15 protein-coding genes are annotated in these 16,239 nt (G+C 50.7%); 14 read left to right on the top strand and 1 reads right to left on the bottom strand.

The features are described 5' to 3' along the window. From WC490_05915 to WC490_05875, 9 genes are all read left to right on the top strand, one after another. Positions 1-468, top strand: a 468-nt coding sequence (locus WC490_05915) for a propionate kinase (protein MFA5098141.1), incomplete at its 5' end; no start/stop codon positions are given. 59 nt (positions 469-527) lie between these two features. Continuing rightward, on the top strand, positions 528-1,151 hold the full coding sequence (locus WC490_05910; protein ID MFA5098140.1) for an MBL fold metallo-hydrolase: 624 nt from the start codon (positions 528-530) through the stop codon (positions 1,149-1,151). Positions 1,152-1,160: 9 nt separating this feature from the next. Then, positions 1,161-2,186 carry a DNA polymerase III subunit delta gene (holA, locus tag WC490_05905; protein MFA5098139.1) on the top strand — a complete coding sequence of 342 codons (1,026 nt, stop codon included), beginning with the start codon at positions 1,161-1,163 and terminating at the stop codon, positions 2,184-2,186. Continuing rightward, on the top strand, positions 2,183-3,880 hold the full coding sequence (locus tag WC490_05900) for a penicillin-binding protein 2 (GenBank protein ID MFA5098138.1): 1,698 nt from the start codon (positions 2,183-2,185) through the stop codon (positions 3,878-3,880). The genes holA and WC490_05900 overlap by 4 nt, the downstream gene beginning before the upstream one ends. Before the next feature lie 17 nt (positions 3,881-3,897). Then, the gene (gene trpS / locus WC490_05895; protein MFA5098137.1) at positions 3,898-4,875 is read left to right on the top strand and encodes a tryptophan--tRNA ligase; all 978 of its coding nucleotides are present in this window, start codon (positions 3,898-3,900) and stop codon (positions 4,873-4,875) included. 11 nt (positions 4,876-4,886) lie between these two features. Further along, a complete protein-coding gene (locus tag WC490_05890) occupies positions 4,887-5,696 on the top strand; it encodes a segregation/condensation protein A (GenBank protein ID MFA5098136.1) in 810 nt (269 codons plus the stop codon). Then, positions 5,696-6,265 (top strand): SMC-Scp complex subunit ScpB, encoded by a 570-nt coding sequence (gene scpB, locus WC490_05885; protein MFA5098135.1) that lies wholly within the window; start codon positions 5,696-5,698, stop codon positions 6,263-6,265. Before WC490_05890 ends, scpB begins: the two co-directional genes overlap by 1 nt. Next, complete coding sequence (locus WC490_05880; protein ID MFA5098134.1) at positions 6,262-6,936, top strand: RodZ domain-containing protein; 675 nt, start codon at positions 6,262-6,264, stop codon at positions 6,934-6,936. Before scpB ends, WC490_05880 begins: the two co-directional genes overlap by 4 nt. Continuing rightward, positions 6,933-7,619, top strand: a complete 687-nt coding sequence (locus WC490_05875) for a 7-carboxy-7-deazaguanine synthase QueE (GenBank protein MFA5098133.1) — start codon at positions 6,933-6,935, stop codon at positions 7,617-7,619. The genes WC490_05880 and WC490_05875 overlap by 4 nt, the downstream gene beginning before the upstream one ends. Positions 7,620-7,626: 7 nt before the next feature. Here the strand turns inward: WC490_05875 and WC490_05870 are convergent, their stop codons facing one another. Beyond that, positions 7,627-9,024 (bottom strand): hypothetical protein, encoded by a 1,398-nt coding sequence (locus WC490_05870; protein MFA5098132.1) that lies wholly within the window; start codon positions 9,022-9,024, stop codon positions 7,627-7,629. A gap of 76 nt (positions 9,025-9,100) precedes the next feature. Here WC490_05870 and carB point away from each other — a divergent pair, with 76 nt between their 5' ends. The 5 genes from carB (at position 9,101) to WC490_05845 (ending at position 16,223) form a co-directional block, all read left to right on the top strand. Beyond that, complete coding sequence (carB, locus tag WC490_05865) at positions 9,101-12,361, top strand: carbamoyl-phosphate synthase large subunit (protein MFA5098131.1); 3,261 nt, start codon at positions 9,101-9,103, stop codon at positions 12,359-12,361. Positions 12,362-12,435: 74 nt separating this feature from the next. Next, the gene (locus WC490_05860) at positions 12,436-13,344 is read left to right on the top strand and encodes a PfkB family carbohydrate kinase (GenBank protein MFA5098130.1); all 909 of its coding nucleotides are present in this window, start codon (positions 12,436-12,438) and stop codon (positions 13,342-13,344) included. 26 nt (positions 13,345-13,370) lie between these two features. Further along, positions 13,371-14,051 (top strand): class II aldolase/adducin family protein, encoded by a 681-nt coding sequence (locus WC490_05855; GenBank protein MFA5098129.1) that lies wholly within the window; start codon positions 13,371-13,373, stop codon positions 14,049-14,051. A gap of 4 nt (positions 14,052-14,055) precedes the next feature. Continuing rightward, positions 14,056-15,339 (top strand): RelA/SpoT family protein, encoded by a 1,284-nt coding sequence (locus WC490_05850; GenBank protein MFA5098128.1) that lies wholly within the window; start codon positions 14,056-14,058, stop codon positions 15,337-15,339. After that, positions 15,339-16,223: an ACT domain-containing protein gene (locus WC490_05845; GenBank protein ID MFA5098127.1), complete on the top strand. Its 885-nt coding sequence runs from the start codon at positions 15,339-15,341 to the stop codon at positions 16,221-16,223. Before WC490_05850 ends, WC490_05845 begins: the two co-directional genes overlap by 1 nt. The last annotated feature ends 16 nt before the right edge of the window (positions 16,224-16,239 follow it).

The raw sequence follows: 16,239 nt of genomic DNA, 5'->3' as shown, positions 1-16,239 counted from the left end.
AAATCAGTGCTTTTGGGTTTGTCGGGGTATTCCAGCGATAGGGTGGCCATAGACGAGCTTGCAGAAAAAGAAGAGCCGGATATAAGGTGCGGGCTCGCGCGCAGGGTTGAGACCCATATGGTAAGAAAGTATTTAGGCTCAATGATGGCGAGCCTCGGAAGAGTTGACGGCCTGGTCTTTACGGCCGGAGCCGGAGAGAACAACTACGGGACCAGAAGCCGCACCCTCCAGGGGCTTGAGGAAAGGCCTTTTGGCATACTTCTGGATGAAGAGGCCAACAAAGCGGCCTTTAGGCCCAAGATGCCTGTCTGTATATCGCGGACTGATTCATCGATGCCCGTATGGGTGGTCCCGACCAACGAAGAACTGGTCATTGCTCTTGATACGATGGCTATCATCGACGGCTTTTTCTCAAGCTGCCAGGAATATGTTTATCCCTTTCAGATTCCTTCTTACTGGGGCCTTTGAGGTGACGGACAGCCGGATATCTTTTTTCCTTTTGCCGTGCGGATGTTATCATTGTGGTCATGAAGATATATGCCATAGAGGTCGGCCCCATCAGGACGAATTGCTATATTGCTACCGACGGCACCTCGGGTAACGCGGCAGTTATCGATCCCGGCGAGGAGCCAGAAAAACTATGTGCCGAATTAAAAAAACACGGACTTGTCCCTGAAGCAGTGTTCCTTACCCACGGGCATTACGACCATGTTACTGCTCTGGCGAGTAAATCCTGCCTGTCAAATAAGCCGGTCTATATACACAAGGACGACCTCTTTCTTGTGTCCGGAAAAATACCAAAACTTGCGTCTCTGCTTGGCTTTTGTGCGGTCCCTTTGAGCGGCTTATCCTGTTATGAGGACGGGCAAACAGTTGAGGCTGCGGGCCTCAAGATAAAAGTGATCCACACTCCGGGACATACTCCCGGAGGCGTCTGCCTATACATAGAAAGCGAAAAGACCCTGTTTTCCGGGGACACTCTCTTTTGCCGGGATTGCGGAAGAGTGGACCTTCCACTTGGCTCCGAAGAACAGATGGCCGCTTCCCTGAAAAAAATACTGGCTCTTCCTGCCGAAGTAAAAGTATATCCCGGTCATGGCAGGAGCACTACGATCGCAAGCGAGAGAAAAACCTTTGCGGATATTCTATAATTAGGGACAATGCATTCTCAAAAGGATAACCTTTACCTTTTATACGGTGATGAAGAGCTTTTGATCCGCGAAGAGATAGAAGCCCTCAAAACAGCGCACCTTGGGAACGGGGATCCGGGAATGGGCTTTCAGGTCCTGGAGGCCGGCAGGATAGGGGAGCCGGGGCTTTTGGCCGAACTCGCAGGCATTTCGATGTTTTCCCCAAAAAAGATGGTCCTGTTAAGATGGCACGCAGGAAGAAAGAAGACAGAAGGCGAGGACGGAGGAGAGGCTGATGACGACGAAAGCGCCGCTTCCAAAAATGACGCTGCCGAAGAGCTGATAAAAGCCCTCTCTAAGCTGCCGCAGGAGGTCCTCTTTGTCTGCGCCGCAAAAAACCTCGACAAAAGAAGCCGGCTCTACAAGTTCTTTGCCCAGAAGGGAAAGGTCCTGGAATTCAGGCGGTTCAGGGAATGGGAGCAGGCGCAGCTGGTCTCCTGGGTGAGGGAAAGATTTAAGAGCGAGGGGCTTGCCGCGGAAAAAGAGGCCGTAGAGATACTTGCGGAGATATCGGGCCCATCGCTGACACAGATCGATACGGAGATAAATAAACTTGCCGCCTACTGCGCAGAAAAGAAACTGGTTTCCTCAGAGGATGTTAAAGAGCTTTCTACCAGAGGGCAGTTGAGCGCGTTCGCGCTTCAAAATGCCCTGCAGGAGAGGGACGCGGCAAAAGCTCTGTCGGCGCTTAATGTGCTCCTTTCTTCAAAGACAAGGCATGAACTCATAATAGGCTCGGTCGGGGCGGTGTTCTCTATGATGCTCGAGGCAAAGACGGCTTCCGGTGCATTTAGGTCCGGAGCAAGGCTTAATTACTATCTGGAGCGCTGCGAAAAAGGCGCAAAAAAATATTCGTTTAAAGAACTTGCTCATGCCGTAAAGGTGTTAAGGGAAACAGATCTTTTGCTTAAGACTAGCGCACCCGATGCAAGGGCGGCCCTTGAGATGATGCTGCTTGAGGTTACCGGAAAAGAGAGCGCGAGAGAGCGCAGATGAAAGACACTGTCAATAATAGGCTTATGTTCGTCCGCCTCTTTGTTCTGGCGGCTTTTGCAGCCGTTCTGGTCAAGCTTTTGCTGATACAGGTGCTTGATCATAGGTTTTATGAAGAGCTCTCGATGGATCAGCGGACTTCGCAGGTAAAGCTGGCAAGCGACAGAGGCGACATCTTTGACCGCAACGGCGTTCTTCTGGCAACTTCCAGGGACACTTTTTCGGTGTTTGTTCGGCCAAGGGCGATGGAGGACAAGAGCAGGGTGCGGCAGGAGTTGCTGAGGTTTTTCCCTGAGAGGAAGGGCCTTATAGGTGAAAAATTTGCAAAGAACTCGGCTTTCTGGCTGATCAGGAAAACCGAAAAGAAAAGAGCCGAGCATGCAAAGAGCATAAACAGCACGGAGATAGACATCTTTAGGGAAAAGAAGAGGGTATATCCTAAAGGGACTTTTGCGTCCCAGCTGATCGGAACTGTCGGGCTGGACAATGACGGATTGTCCGGTATCGAGTACGGAATGGACAAGTATCTCAGAGGGATAGAAGGCCAGTACATCTTTGAAAAGGATGTAAGGGGCAAGCAGATAGCAACAGGCACCACAAGGCAGATACAGAGACCGACTGACGGGATGGACATTTATCTGACGATCGACGAGTCCATACAGTATGTTGCCGAAAGGGAACTGAAAAAGGCAGTTGACAAATATCATCCCGACACCGCTTCCATTGCTGTCATGGATGTAAGGACCGGAGAACTGCTCGCAGTGGCTAGCTGGCCGGATTTCGATCCCAATAATCCCTCGGCTTCACCCGTAAAGAACTGGAAGCTGCGTCCGATAACGGACATGTACGAGCCCGGCTCCACATTCAAGGTGATAACAGCCGCGGCCGGCATACAGGAGGGGCTTTTTGAACCGGACTCCCGTGTTCCCTGCCCGGCAAGGATGGAAGTTGGCGGGCGCATCATCAGCAATTCCCATGCTGTAAAGGCAAAGAACCCCACTCTGAGGGATGTTATAGCGGAATCCCTTAATACGGGCACAACTTATGTAAGCCTTAAGGTGGGCAAAGAAAAGTTCTATTCCCAGATAAAGTCCTTCGGTTTTGGCGAAAGGACAGGTTCGGGTTTTCCTGGAGAGGCAAGGGGGCTTGTGCCGACCCCCAAAAAATGGCATAAAAGCGCTGAGGCGATGATAAGCTTTGGACAGACTCTTGCGGTAACACCTCTGCAAATGCTTGCCGCGGTCTCTTCGATAGCCAACTCCGGTATCTTACTGCGCCCCCATGTGGTTGCCAGGATCGAGAGTTCCGACAAGACCACTGTAAGGGGCACTTCCCCAGAGGAGATAAGAAGGGTCGTTTCAGATAGAACAGCGGAAAAGGTCAATGATCTCATGAGGGGGGTCGTTCTCAAGGAGCATGGCACAGGCCACAAGGCAAAACTGGCGCAGTATTCCAGCGCTATCAAGACGGGTACGGCGCAAAAACCGATGCCTGGGGGCGGCTATATCCCGATGGGCAGCAACAATTTTATTGCCTCGGTCGTCGGATTTGTTCCATCGACAAAACCACGAGTGGCGATAATCGTGGTGCTTGACCATCCAAAAGGCTCTATCTGGGGCGCTACCGTGGCGGCCCCGGTCTTTAAGGAGGTCGGGGAATTTACTCTGAGATATTTGGAAACGCCTCCTGATCTGTGATATAATCCACTCAAAACATGGCAAGGATATTATCCGGGATCCAGCCCTCCGGAAAGCTGCATCTGGGCAATCTGACAGGGGCTGTCAGCAACTGGGCCGCCCTGCAGAACAAGCACGAATCCCTGTTCTTTATTGCCGACCTGCACGCTCTTACCACCGGCTATTCCGATACAAAGGACTTTGCAAAGAGCATCCGCGAACTGGCTGTCGACCTCTTGTCCGCGGGGATAGACCCGGACAAGGCCACTCTTTTTATTCAATCCCAGGTCCCTGAGCACAGTGAACTACACCTGATCTTTTCCATGATCACGCCTCTGTCCTGGCTGGAGAGGGTCCCCACCTACAAGAGCAAGATAGAAGAGATCAAGGGGGTGGACCTTGCGACCTACGGTTTTCTGGGATATCCAGTACTTCAGGCCGCGGACATCCTCATCTATAAAGCGGAGTTCGTCCCTGTAGGGCAGGACCAGCTGCCCCATCTTGAACTTACAAGGGAGATCGCGCGCAGGTTCAACAATCTCTATGGCGAAGTCTTTCCCGAGCCAAAGGAGATGCTGACGAATTTTCCCGTGATCCCTGGACTGGACGGAAGAAAGATGAGCAAAAGCTACGGCAACTCCATAGCCCTGTCGGATCATACTGATGAGATCAGGAAAAAGGTCTCTCTTGCCGTGACCGATCCTGCAAGGATAAAAAAGGATGACCCGGGGCATCCGGAAGTCTGCGTTGTTCATTCCTACTATAAGATCTACGGCAAAGAGGTCTCGCAGGAGATCGATAAAAAATGCAGGGCCGGAGCGATAGGCTGCGTGGAGTGCAAAAAACAGCTGGCGGAGATACTTGTAAAAGCCCTGGAAGGCCCGAGGGAAAAGAGAAAAGAGCTTGAAAAAGACCCTAAAAAAGTGGATGATATACTTGAAAAAGGAAGAAAAAAAGCTTCCGAGGAGTCCAGAAGGACCCTGTCCGAAGTAAAAAAGGCGATGCATCTGATTTAAAGGAGACCGGCTTGCAAATAGTTCAACAGCTTGAAAACGAGAGCTACAAAAGCTCCAGAACTTATATTCCCGACGAGGATGAAATATCCGCTCTTTCTTCTTTCAGCGTAAAGCTGGACAACTACGAAGGACATTTTGAAGAGCTGCTCTCGATGGTAGAGAAGCGTTCGATGGAAGTTTTGGAAGTGTGCCTTGCCAAGGTTACCGGACAGTATCTGGAATACCTTGCCTGCCTGCCAAAAATGGATGTTTCAATTGCCTCCGAGTTCCTCCTCATTGCGGCCTATCTGATAGAGAGAAAGTCCAAGGGGCTGCTGCCCGTTGAAGAGGAAAGCCACGAGGTGGAAGAGATAGAATCCTGCCTGGTCGACCATCTGGCGCTGTACAAGGTCTTTAAGGACCGCTCGGCCGTCCTAAAAGAGAGGAAAGAGCTCTTTTCCAGGATCTATCACCGTTTCAGGACGGAGGAAAAGTGCCCCCAACAGGTCAGCGTCTTTTTGTCGGATGTTGCAATAAGCGACCTTACCGCGGCTTTCAGAAAGATCTGGCTTTCGGCCAAGAGCGCCGGAAGCGGCGGCGAGATAGTGGATGAGATCGTAACAGTTGAGGAAAGGATCAACCAGATCCTGGATAAACTGGCGCTGTCCCCTTCGTATCTGGCCTTTGAGGACCTTTTTGAAAAAAGGTCAAGGCTTGAGATAATCGTGACCTTTCTTGCAGTGCTTGAACTGATGAGGCAGAAAGCCGTTCAGATCAAACAGGACATACGGTTCGGTTGCATACAGATCTTTCCCAAGGCGGGAATGCAGGAGGTGTCCTGATGCAGGATAGCGGCGCAGACGACAGGAAATCAGTTATAGAATCCCTGCTGTTCGTGACAAAAAAACCCGTCAGCCCGGGCGAGATAAGCCTTGTGACGGGATATGAGGAGTCGGAGGCCGGAAGGCTTTTGGAAGAGATAGCGCTGGAATATGAGAGCAGGCCTCTTCAGGTGATCAAGGTCGCCAACGGTTATATCCTTGCCACCAGGCCGCAATACAGCGATTTTATAGACAAATTCCTTAATTCCCCCGTATCCGTGTCTCTTTCCAGGCAGGCTCTTGAAACTCTTTCGATAATCGCCTACAGGCAGCCGGTGACCAAGATCGACATCGAAAGGATAAGGGGAGTGATGTCCGACAGCCCGATAAAATCGCTTCTGGAAAAGAACCTGATAAGGGAAAGCGGAAGGAGCGAGGCTCCGGGAAGGCCAATACTCTATTCAACTACTGTCGACTTTCTCAAGCATTTTGGGCTCAACGACTTAAGCGATCTGCCGCCCATAGAAGAGGACCTGTCCCTGTTGATGGGGCAGTCGCAGGACGGCCGCTTAGAAGAAGCAGCGCAGTGAGTGAAACACATTTTGACATAGGCCAGACTTTCAGGGACAAAAGGCTTTCCAGGGAGCTTTCTTTAGACAAAGCTGCTAAAGATACCAAGATATCAAAGCCTTACCTTGCAGCAATAGAGGCCAACGAATTTGCAAGGATACCCAATGAGATCGTGGCAAAAGGGTTCCTTCAGATCTACGCAGATTATCTCGGGCTTGACCCCAGGCCGGCGCTGCACGAGTTCAAAAAATTATCTAAAAAGCAAACCCCTTCTGTTGTTCCGGCAGAGAACAAAACAGCGCGGGCCTTTGTGCCGGATGACCGGTACAAATACGCGGTCCCCGCAGTGCTTGCGGTCCTTCTTGTCTTTTTTGTGTCATGGGGGGCGTTGTCTTTGTTGAAAACTTCCGGCCCACATCCAAAGCAGGCGGCAAAACCGGTCGTTTCAAAGAAAGCCGGCCTTTTGCTGCGGTTGGAACTTAGCGGCAGGTCCTGGATCAGGGCTTACTCGGACGGGGTCCCTGCTTTTGAAGGGGTCTATTACGAAGGGACCTCCAAAACGGTAGAGGCCAAAGACAGGGCTACCATCAAGATAGGAAACGCCCAGGCCGTTAAAATATACTCCGGCTCCGAACTCGTCTATAGTGGAGGCTCTCCCGGTCAGGTCATAACTAAAGAATTTTCAAGATGACCTCTTTAGGGCAGATCTCGTCAATATTCCAGAGCATCCAGGGCGAAGGCCTCTATGTTGGTGAGCGTCAGATATTCATAAGGTTCATAGGGTGCAATCTCTCCTGCGAGTACTGTGATACCGTCGAGAAAAACGACAATCCTTTTACACCAGACGATGTTGTTAAAGAAGTTGACAAGATATTAACGAACCCAAAACTGTTCCACTCCGTCAGCATAACCGGGGGAGAGCCTCTTTTGCAGGTGGATTTTTTGAAGGAACTGCTCCCGAAACTGAAACTCAAAAAGTATCTTGAGACCAACGGCACACTGCCGGACCATCTTTCGGAAATAGTGGACCTGGTGGATATTGTGGCCATGGACATAAAACTGCCCTCTGCAACCGGCTGCGCTTCCTATTTTAAGGAGCACGAAAAATTTCTCGAGACGGCGCTCTTTAAGAATGTGTTCGTCAAAGCCGTGGTAACAAAGGACACCCTTCCTAAAGAGATAGATGAGATGTGCGCTTTGATAGAGCGGGTGGAGAGCTCTGTCCCTCTTGTGCTGCAGCCGGCCACCCCTCAAAGAGGGGCAAAGTTTAATCCGGCGCCGGAGCAGCTGCTGTCATTTCAGGCGATAGCAAAGAAAAGGCTTGAAAAAGTGCTGGTCATACCGCAGACCCACCGGCTGACAGGGCTGGAATAAGCAGTCTCTATCTTTTTGCCCTGTTCTTTAGCGATCCCAGGATGGCTTCAAGATGTCTGATGTCCTTTTCCCTTTTTTCGTCAAAGGACAATTTTTGCATCGACTTAAGCAGCTCGGCCTTGTAAGAAGCGCTGTCATAGGCAAGCTGGGCAAGCCCCGTGTTTATCCATTTTATCCCTTCGGCCGGTATGTCATAGCCCAGGGTCCTTGCTTTTTTCGTTAGTTTTTCTATCGCTCTTGATTCCTTTTCAAAGTCATCGGAAGAGGCGGTCAGGATCCTTTTCAGGTGTTGTTCTTTAAGGTGTGTTATGGTCTTTAGCCATGCTATCCTGCGGCCCTGTGACATCAGGTTCTCCACATCCTGCCTGGCAAGTCCGATCTTCTCCAGCTTTACCCCTTCGCTACTCATTTTTTGCCGCATGGCCAGCCCCTTGAAAAAGCCTTCCGTAAGATAGAATTCCACGGACAGGGAGCGGAACGAACTGATCTCAGGGGAAAGGTCGGCAACCGAAAGGGCCCCGGCATAGTTTTTGTAAAAGTCATCTATACTGGAGATAGCGATGCTTTCTTTGTTGAAACTGTCTATCCAGTATCTGATATCAACTTTTATGAAGTCGGATATGCTGATGAGGTCGCCCAGGCTGTACTTTTTCATCAGGGCCGCGATATCGACTATAGTGGCGAAGTCCTTTTCCAGAGAAGAAAGATAATCTATCGCAGAAGCGGGCTTGTCCGTCTTTACAAGATAGTCGGCCATGTCGGATGGACTGCTGAGAGAGATCATGAACCGGTCTTTTATCGCCAGCAGGAAGATGCGTTTTAGTATCTCCTGCGTTTTATAATCAAGATACCTGATATCGTTTATCGTAAGGCCCGCCTCGATCAGCGCGGCTTCGGCAGAGCGCACCATGACATCCAGTTCACTCTTTTCCTTGTCGGACCTTGCGGCCATCTTTTTCGCGGAAAGTCCGATGTAATCCCTTACCAGGTCGGTCTTCACTTTCTTTATGTTGTCTATTGAGGTGATGTATTCCGCCGGGGCAAGTTTCGGGGCTTCTTCCTTTTCTTCTTTCTTTTCCCCGTCATTTCTTTTTGTCCTGTCCGCGCTTTTATCGGCCTTTTTAACTGAGGCTCTCAGTTTGTGCTCCGTTATGGTGGCCATTCTTTCAAGGTAATCCAGTTCTTCTTCTCCGGGCTTTCTTTCTCCTTTTTTGGCAAGTTCGGAAAGCGCGTCCGGGGAGATCATCTCAAGAAAGACGCTTTTGAACGGGACGGCGACATTTATATCAACGGCGTTGGCTATCTTATCTTTGTTGACGGTCCTTTCAAAGCCGGTGCCTATTATGCCTCCGGCGCCGGCCGCGGCAGCCTGCTGGTTCGAGCCTGGCAGTCCTTCTATGGGCATGCTTTATTCCTTTTGCCTAATTATAGTATAAGGGGCCGTAAGGTCAATATAACCCCGTGTTATAATGGCTTCTGAAATGCCGAAAAGAAGCGACATCAAAAAAATAATGCTGATAGGCTCAGGTCCCATCGTGATCGGACAGGCATGCGAATTTGATTATTCCGGGACCCAGGCGTGCAAGGCTCTCAAAGAAGAAGGCTATGAAGTGGTCCTTGTCAACAGCAATCCCGCCACGATAATGACCGACCCGGAATTTGCCGACAGAACTTACATAGAGCCCATCACTCCAGAGGTTGTGGAAAAGATCATAGAAGCCGAAAAGCCTGATGCGCTGCTGCCGACCCTCGGAGGCCAGACAGCGCTTAATGTGACGGTAGCACTAGGAGAAAAAGGCGTTTTTAAAAAGCATGGAGTAGAGCTGATAGGCGCAAGCCTTGAGGCCATTAAAAAAGCCGAGGACAGGCAGCTGTTCAAGGAAGCCATGTCAAGGATCGGTCTGGACCTGCCCAGGAGCGCGTTCGTCTACAGTGTTGAAGAAGCGGTAAAGGCCATTGATGAGATCGGTTTTCCCGCGATAATAAGACCTGCGTTCACCATGGGCGGCTCTGGCGGCGGCATTGCGTACAATCTTGAAGAATTAAAGGCGATCGTTGCCTCCGGGATCTCCATGAGCCAGATCGGCCAGGTGCTGATAGAGGAGTCCATAATCGGGTGGAAAGAGTATGAGCTTGAGGTCATGAGGGACCTCAAGGATAATGTGGTTATCATCTGCACCATAGAGAACTTTGACCCGATGGGCATACACACGGGCGACAGCATTACGGTAGCGCCCGCGCAGACCCTGACGGATAAGGAATTCCAGCGTTTGAGGAACTATTCTATCGCGGTCATCAGGGAGATCGGCGTCGATACCGGAGGTTCCAACATACAGTTCGGGGTTAATCCCGATAACGGCAGGGTTGTGATAATAGAGATGAACCCCAGGGTCTCGCGCAGTTCCGCTCTTGCATCAAAGGCCACCGGTTTCCCCATTGCAAAGATAGCGGCCAAGCTGGCCGTGGGATATTCCCTGGACGAGATCCCCAACGATATTACAAAGAAGACGCCTGCCTGTTTTGAGCCTTCCATAGATTATGTTGTTACCAAGCTGCCAAGGTTCACCTTCGAAAAATTCCCGGCCGCCGACAGGACGCTGAACACGCAAATGAAATCCGTGGGCGAGGCCATGGCTATCGGCCGGACCTTTACGGAGTCCCTTCAAAAGGCCCTGCGCTCGCTGGAGATAGATGTGAGCGGGCTCGACGACCTTAAGAAGGACGGAAGCGATGTTGATGAGTCTCAGCTGGCTCTCTCGGTCTTTGAAAAGCTTTCTGAGGCCTCCATTCCGTTAGAAAAGATCAAGGAAAAACTTAGTATCCCCAATGCGGAGAGACTGTTCTATATTAAGCAGGCCTTCCAGAACGGCATGTCCCTGGACGAAACAGCAAAATTGAGCAAAATAGACAAATGGTTCCTGGACAATATCCTCCAGATAGTTGAAGCGGAAGCAAGGATAAAGGATAAGGTGGTTGACTGCGACCTGGACACGCTCAAAGAAGCCAAGCGCATGGGTTTTTCCGACAGGCAGATAGGACGGTACTGGAGGATGTCCGAAACTCAGGTGAGAAAGGTCAGGAAAGATGCCGGCATTGTTCCGGTCTATAAGACCGTGGATACCTGTGCGGCAGAATTCGAGGCATATACTCCTTATTACTATTCCACTTACGAAAAAGAGGACGAAGTGCTGCCGTCCCAGCGGCCAAAGATAATGATCCTGGGCGGCGGGCCCAACAGGATAGGACAGGGGATCGAGTTTGATTATTGCTGTGTGCATGCTTCCTTTGCGCTGAAACAGGACGGGTTTGAGACCATAATGGTCAACTGCAATCCTGAAACTGTTTCTACCGACTACGATACTTCCGACAGGCTCTATTTTGAGCCCATGACCTTTGAGGATGTGATGAACATCGTGGAAAAAGAAAATCCCGTCGGGGTCATTGTCCAGTTCGGGGGACAGACACCTCTTAAGCTGGCGGTGCCTCTGGAAAGAGCCGGTGTCAAACTGCTCGGGACCTCTTCAGACTCGATAGATACGGCAGAAGACAGGAAAAGATTTGACAAATTGCTGGCCAAGCTGGACATTCCAAGGCCCAGCAACGGGAGCGCCATGTCGTACGAAGAAGCAAGAGCGGTCGCGCAGAAAATAGGCTATCCGGTGCTGGCCCGGCCTTCATATGTCCTTGGCGGAAGGGCAATGGAAATAGTGTATGATGACGAGTCCCTGATGACCTATATGAAGACCGCCTCGCAGGTTTCCCCCGATCATCCCATACTCATAGATGAATTCCTTGAGGATGCGATAGAGGTAGATGTTGATTGCCTCTGCGACGGCAGAGAGGCCGTAATAGCGGGGATAATGGAGCATATAGAGGAGGCGGGCATCCACAGCGGGGACAGCGCCTGTGTCCTTCCTCCGTATTCTATAGCTCAGGAGACGGTCGAGACCATAAAGGAATACACTTACGCATTGGCAAAAAAACTCAAAGTAGTGGGCCTGATGAACATCCAGTATGCCGTAAAGAACGACAAGGTCTATGTTCTTGAGGTCAATCCCAGAGCGTCCCGCACTGTCCCCTTTGTTTCGAAGGCGACAGGAATACCCTGGGCTAAGGCTGCGGCAAGGGTTTTGGCGGGAAAAACCATTAAAGAACTCAAGATCAAGGAAAAAGTCCCCGTTCATGTTTCCGTGAAAGAAGTGGTCTTTCCCTTTATCAAATTTACGAACCAGGATATCCTGCTCGGTCCGGAGATGAAGTCAACGGGAGAGGTGATGGGGATAGCGGATGGCTTTGGTCTTGCCTACGCCAAAGCTCAGTTGGGTGCCGGCGAAAAACTTCCCGCGGGAGGAACGGTCTTTATTTCCGTAAAGAACAAGGATAAGCGCAATATTGTTCCAATCGCAAAGGTCTTTTCCTCTCTCGGGTTCAAGATAGTTGCCACCGAGGGTACCGCTAATTCCCTGGGCAGGTCGGGCCTGGATGTGCAGAAGGTGAAAAAATTTTCGGAGGGCAGGCCCAATATAGTCGACGAGATAAGGTCGGGAAAGATAGACCTTGTAATAAATACTCCGCTGGGGAAAGGGAGCAGACAAGACGATTATCAGATAAGAAGAGCCGCGCTTTTGGGCAAGGTTCTTGTGGCCACCACGCTTGCCGGGGCCTCGGCCATTGCAGGTGCGGTAGAGTCCATGAAGAAGAACTCCCTCTCGGTAAAAGCCCTGCAGGAGTACTTTAAGTAGAAAGCCGTATGGTATAATGATCCCATACATATTCCCATCTTTGTAAGATCAGTCTGTACGGAAGGTTTATCTTGATGCCCGTTCTTATCGTTGGCTCCGTTGCGCTTGACAACATCAAAACTCCGTTCGGGGAAAAGGAAAATATCCTCGGGGGTTCTGCCGTTCACGCTTCCGTTTCCGCCAGTTTTTTCTCCAAGGTGGCGCTTGTGGGCATAGTTGGCAGGGACTTTCCAAAAGAACATGTGCGTTTTCTTGAGGGCAGGGGCATAGATCTGTCAGGGCTTCAGACAGTTGACGGCAAGACCTTTCACTGGGACGGCTACTACGAATACGATATGAACCAGGCCCACACACTTGACACTCAATTGAATGTTTTTGAAAAATTCGATCCCCGGGTCCCCGAAGCCTCCCAAAACAGTGAATTCGTTTTTCTTGCCAACATGGACCCAGAACTTCAGCTTAAGGTCATCGAAAGCCTGGATAGTCCGAGGTTCGTGATCGCCGATACCATGAACTTCTGGATAGACACAAAAAAACAGGCTCTCCTTAAAGTGGCGAAAAAAGCTGACCTTATGCTGCTCAACGACATGGAAGCAAGGCAGCTGATGGGGACCCCGTCGGTGGTTGCGGCGGCAAAAAAACTGCTTGCTCAGGGAGTAAAAGCCGTGATTGTGAAAAAAGGGGAGCACGGGGCGCTCTATTTTTCCAGAGGGTGCCATTTTTCCGCTCCTTCTTATCCGCAGGAAAATCTGAAGGACCCGACCGGCGCAGGCGACAGTTTTGCAGGAGGATTTATCGGCTATCTGGCAAAAACTAATGATACGAGCATAGAGAACATCAAAAAAGCCGTTGTCATAGGCTCCGTAATGGCCTCTTACAATGTCGAGGATTTTTCTCTTGACAGGATGAAAAGCCTTAAGGAAAAGGACATAATCAGCAGGTTCGGAGAGTTCATCGCTTTTTCGAGATTTGAATGTCTTTAAACAAAACGGGAAAAGGAGAAAAGGATATGTTCGAAAGATTCAGGGCGATAGGCAGTGCGCTGTTCCTGCTGGGGATGAACGATCCCAAGAGCGGCAATATCAGTATAAGACAGGAAGGAGACCTTCGTATCACAAAAAGGAACTGCTGGCTCTCGGACCTGAAGGACTACGACCTTGTGAATGTGCCTGTGCTTGAGGGATCGGAAAAGGACCAGGAGGCCAGCGTTGATCTGCCCGTGCACAGGGCTATCTACCAGGCTACCACCTGCGGAGCCGTTATTCACGCGCATTCCCCATATGTCTGCGCTCTATCTATTACCGAGAACAAGATCATGCTTCCCGATACCAAAGGTTCGATGATCTTCCAGAACGGGGTCCCTATCGTAAGGCTGAGGCAGGGCATCTCCACCGAAGAAGCCGCAAGGTCTATTTCCTCCAATTTTTCTTCCGGATACAAGGCCGCAGCGGTCAAGGGGCACGGCTTTTTTGTCGCCGCCTCAACGCTTGAAGAGGCCTACGAGTGGGCAGTGTGCCTGGAGAATTCGGCAAAGATAATCGCGGTATCGAAAATGATACCCGATAAACAGGCGGCTTTGCATCAGCCGCAGAGCAGGCCTTATGAGCACAGAAAAAGGTCCGCGATCCCGCCCAGCATAGGCGTGATGGACAGAAGGACCGTATCCTACGGCAGGGGCCCAAAACGGTAGATAAATGCTTTCCATAGAAGAACTGATAGCAAAAATAAAGGCCTACGAGCCCAACGCCGAGATCGACCTTATCAGGACCGCCTATGAATTTGCCGAAAAGACCCATCGGGAACAAAAACGCCTTTCCGGCGAACCCTTTATAACACATCCGATGGCCGTGGCCGAGATCCTTACCGAACTTGAGCAGGATTCCTCTTCTGTGTGCGCCAGCCTGCTCCACGATTCGATCGAGGACGGCGGTATAACCGAAAAACAGGTGTCCGACCTTTTTGGCCATAATGTGGCAAGGCTCGTGGCCGGGGTCACCAAACTCGGGAAGATCTCCTTTGGCTCCAAGGAGGAGCATCAGGCCGAGAACTACAGGAAGATGTTCCTGGCCATGGGAGAGGACATAAGGGTTATCGTGATAAAACTGGCCGACAGGCTTCATAACATGAGGACCCTGAAATACCTGCCTGTCGAAAAACAAAAAGAGATCTCGCTGGAGACCAGGGAGATCTATGCTCCGCTCTGCCACAGGCTGGGGGTCTGGAGCCTAAAGTGGGAGCTGGAGGACCTGGCTTTTTACTACCTCGAAAAGGACAAGTTTGACCAGATAAAAGGACTGGTCGCGCAGAAAAAGCAGGAGCGCGAGGACTTTATGAAGGACTTTATCTTTCAGGTAAAGGAAGCCCTGGATAAAGTCGCGATAAATTCCTCGATATCCGGAAGGACAAAGCATTTTTACAGCATCTACCAAAAACTTGTTCAAAAGAACGTGGAATTTGACGACATCTATGACCTGATAGCCATAAGGGTCCTGGTGGACTCGGTCAAAGACTGTTACGCTGTGCTGGGGGTCATACACTCCATCTGGAAACCGATCCCGGGCCGGTTCAGGGATTTTATCGCCATGCCCAAGCCCAACGGCTACAGGACCCTGCACACAACGGTTATCGGAAGCAGCGGCAAACCGGTCGAAGTGCAGATAAGGACGCACGAAATGCACAAGGCCGCCGAATACGGCATAGCAGCCCACTGGAGATACAAGGAAAAGGGCACCGACAAGGCCTTCGACTCAAAACTGGCCTGGCTGCGCCAGATGCTCGATTACCAGAAAGATGTCAAGGATGCAAAAGACTTCATGGAAAGCCTCAAGATCGACCTGTTCATCGACGAGGTTTTTGTTTATACCCCCAAAGGGGATGTGTTCTCATTTCCGGTGGATTCCACTCCAGTTGATTTTGCGTATCATGTTCACACTCAGGTGGGGCACCGCTGCCAGGGAGCCAAGGCAAAGGCAAGATAGTGCCTCTTGATTACAAGCTCAAGAACGGGGATATCATAGATATCCTGACCGGCAGCAAGGAGAACCCGAGGTTTGACTGGCTTGATTTTGTAAAAACCTCAGGGGCAAGGGCCAAGATAAAGAACTGGCTCAAGAAACAAAAGAGAGAGGACAACATTGAAAGAGGAAGACTTCTGCTCCTGGAGGAGCTTAATGCCCTTGGAGTTGATGATCCGGAGGCGGTTTCGGAAGAAAACCTAAGATTCCTGTTCAACGCACAGAATATAACAAACGGGCAGGACCTCTTTGCCCTTATAGGTTGGGGGGAGATGAGCGCTTTTGCGACCGCAAAAAAGATCAGGCAGAACCTGGAAAAGAAAAAACCGCTGCCCCAGACCGAAGAAGAAGTTCTCAAACCCATGCTGTCCCAGCCTCCCAAAAAGATAAGTCCGTCCTCCGGTATCAGGGTGATGGGCGCAAAGAACATACTTACCCGGTTTTCCAAGTGCTGTTATCCTCTGCCGGGCGACGAGGTGGTGGGATTTGTCACAAAAGGCAAGGGAGTGTCCATCCACAAGGCGGACTGCAAGAGCCTTGCCGCCCATGAAAAGAAGGAGGGAAAATGCGTGGAGGTGCAGTGGGACGAGAGCTCCGGCACCCTTTATCCGGTCAGCATAGAAGTGGAGGCCTTTGACAGGGTAGGGGTCCTAAAGGACATCCTGGCCCAGATCTCCGAGACCAGGACCAACATCAGCTCCGCGGATGTCAAGACTAAAAAGGGCAGCAGCGCCATAATCACGCTTGTTGTAGATGTTAAAAGCTCATCGCAGCTGAAGCAGGTAATGGATGCCGTAAGAAAAGTGTCGGATGTCTACGATGTGTACAGGGCTTCGGGCGGCAGATAAATATGATAAAATCAGA

It is taken from the genome of Candidatus Margulisiibacteriota bacterium, assembly GCA_041650635.1.
In the GTDB taxonomy this organism is placed as follows: Bacteria; Margulisbacteria; WOR-1; order JAKLHX01; family JBAZKV01; genus JBAZKV01.
This window is presented reverse-complemented; position numbering and strand designations above follow the sequence as displayed.

Excerpts from the sequence above, each read along its gene's own strand:
- WC490_05900 (MFA5098138.1), top strand. The coding sequence starts at position 2,183 with ATGAAAGACACTGTCAATAATAGGCTTATGTTCGTCCGCCTCTTTGTT.
- carB (MFA5098131.1), top strand. The coding sequence starts at position 9,101 with ATGCCGAAAAGAAGCGACATCAAAAAAATAATGCTGATAGGCTCAGGT.
- WC490_05855 (MFA5098129.1), top strand. The coding sequence starts at position 13,371 with ATGTTCGAAAGATTCAGGGCGATAGGCAGTGCGCTGTTCCTGCTGGGG.
- holA (MFA5098139.1), top strand. The coding sequence starts at position 1,161 with ATGCATTCTCAAAAGGATAACCTTTACCTTTTATACGGTGATGAAGAG.
- WC490_05875 (MFA5098133.1), top strand. The coding sequence starts at position 6,933 with ATGACCTCTTTAGGGCAGATCTCGTCAATATTCCAGAGCATCCAGGGC.
- WC490_05860 (MFA5098130.1), top strand. The coding sequence starts at position 12,436 with ATGCCCGTTCTTATCGTTGGCTCCGTTGCGCTTGACAACATCAAAACT.
- trpS (MFA5098137.1), top strand. The coding sequence starts at position 3,898 with ATGGCAAGGATATTATCCGGGATCCAGCCCTCCGGAAAGCTGCATCTG.
- WC490_05910 (MFA5098140.1), top strand. The coding sequence starts at position 528 with ATGAAGATATATGCCATAGAGGTCGGCCCCATCAGGACGAATTGCTAT.
- WC490_05850 (MFA5098128.1), top strand. The coding sequence starts at position 14,056 with ATGCTTTCCATAGAAGAACTGATAGCAAAAATAAAGGCCTACGAGCCC.
- scpB (MFA5098135.1), top strand. The coding sequence starts at position 5,696 with ATGCAGGATAGCGGCGCAGACGACAGGAAATCAGTTATAGAATCCCTG.
- WC490_05870 (MFA5098132.1), bottom strand. The coding sequence starts at position 9,024 with ATGCCCATAGAAGGACTGCCAGGCTCGAACCAGCAGGCTGCCGCGGCC.